Source organism: Methylomonas sp. LWB (assembly GCF_001856095.1).
Classification (GTDB): Bacteria; Pseudomonadota; Gammaproteobacteria; order Methylococcales; family Methylomonadaceae; genus Methylomonas; species Methylomonas koyamae_A.
This window is the reverse complement of record NZ_MKMC01000073.1, coordinates 1-1,267: the sequence shown is the minus strand read 5'-3', so window position 1 is coordinate 1,267 and position 1,267 is coordinate 1. Positions and strand designations below refer to the sequence as shown.

At 57.5% G+C, this 1,267-nt stretch carries 2 protein-coding genes and 1 pseudogene; all 3 read right to left on the bottom strand.

Annotation, left to right across the window (positions count from 1 at the left end; genetic code table 11):
* Positions 1-421 (bottom strand): annotated as a pseudogene (locus BJL95_RS20760) (IS66 family transposase); the annotation flags it as partial.
* Positions 422-452: 31 nt separating this feature from the next.
* A complete protein-coding gene (tnpB, locus tag BJL95_RS20755; RefSeq protein ID WP_064031840.1) occupies positions 453-803 on the bottom strand; it encodes an IS66 family insertion sequence element accessory protein TnpB in 351 nt (116 codons plus the stop codon).
* A complete protein-coding gene (locus tag BJL95_RS20750; protein ID WP_254786668.1) occupies positions 779-1,186 on the bottom strand; it encodes a transposase in 408 nt (135 codons plus the stop codon). Before BJL95_RS20750 ends, tnpB begins: the two co-directional genes overlap by 25 nt.
* Positions 1,187-1,267: the final 81 nt, after the last annotated feature.

Here is a 1,267-nt window from a genome sequence, read left to right as displayed (position 1 = left end):
CGAGCTGCTCGCTGATTTCAGCGCCGATTTCCACCAGACGAGTACCGTCATGCGCACAGATGCGTTCGGCTTCCGCTAATTCATGGCGCACGATCTCACGCGGCAGATGCGGATCGAGCGGTTTGCGACCGCGTTTCTTGCGGCGGTGACCGGCCACCTCGACCGCTTCGGGCGTGGCTTCCTCGGCGATTGGAGCACCGTTCGGCGCCAACACTTCGGCTTCGTTCAGGAACAGGTCGCGCTGGGCCGGATTGGCCCGCGCCTCGGATTTTGCGGCATACAGCCTATGCAGAAAGGCATCCACACGTTCTTTCAATAAATCCCGCTCGACCGTCACCAACCGCAGTTGACTCGCCAGCCGTTGCTGCTCGGCCAGCAAGGCTTGGTAGTCTTCGGTGGACAGCGTGATGGTGGGCGTCATGCCGTTATTTTACCGGCTTTACATCCGCGTTTCAGCCTACTTGGGTATAGGTTCGTGCCGGATGCGGCCGCATCGCGGCCAAGTCAATACCGGCTAACAACCAGTGGAGTTGCTCGACCGTCAACGTCACAACTGCTGCCTCTTTCGGCCAGTGAAAACGGTCGGCTTCCAGCCGCTTGAGCATCAACCAAAAACCGGTGCGGTCCCACAACAGCAGTTTGATCCGATCCCGCCGGCGATTGCTGAACACGTAGATGGCCGGCTCGAACGGATTCAAGCCTAATGCCTGCTCAACCAGCAGCGCTAAACCATTGATGGCCTTGCGGCCGTCGACCGGCTCGCGGTGCAGGTAGACCTTCAATCCTGCGTCGAAACGAAACATGGCAGCTCGGCCAACGCCTTCAAAATCACCGGCAGGTCGCTCAGCTCGACAGGCTGTAACGCGAGTTTAACGCCGTTGGGCAACTCCGCACTGAGCGCTGACTCAGCCGGTTTCTCTGCGCTCAGCGACTGAACGGGCACAAAAGCCGGCAACGTTAATGGACTGTTCGGATTCGGATGTCCTGTTTCTCGGTAATGCCCCATCCACTTGCGCAGCAGATTGGCATTGATACCGTATTGCAGAGCGATCTTGGCAACCGATGTGCCCGAATGCAAGCAAACTTTCACTAGCTCCCGCTTGGCTTCCGGATCATAAAGGCAACGGCCGTCTCGCCCGTGCCCCACGATTAATGGCCGCGATAATCGCGTGTTATGCTCCTTCATAGGTGTCCACCTGATTATAAGTGGACACTATCTTCGTTCCTTTCGAGCTGTTTATACAGATGCTGTTAAAGGACCGCTTAC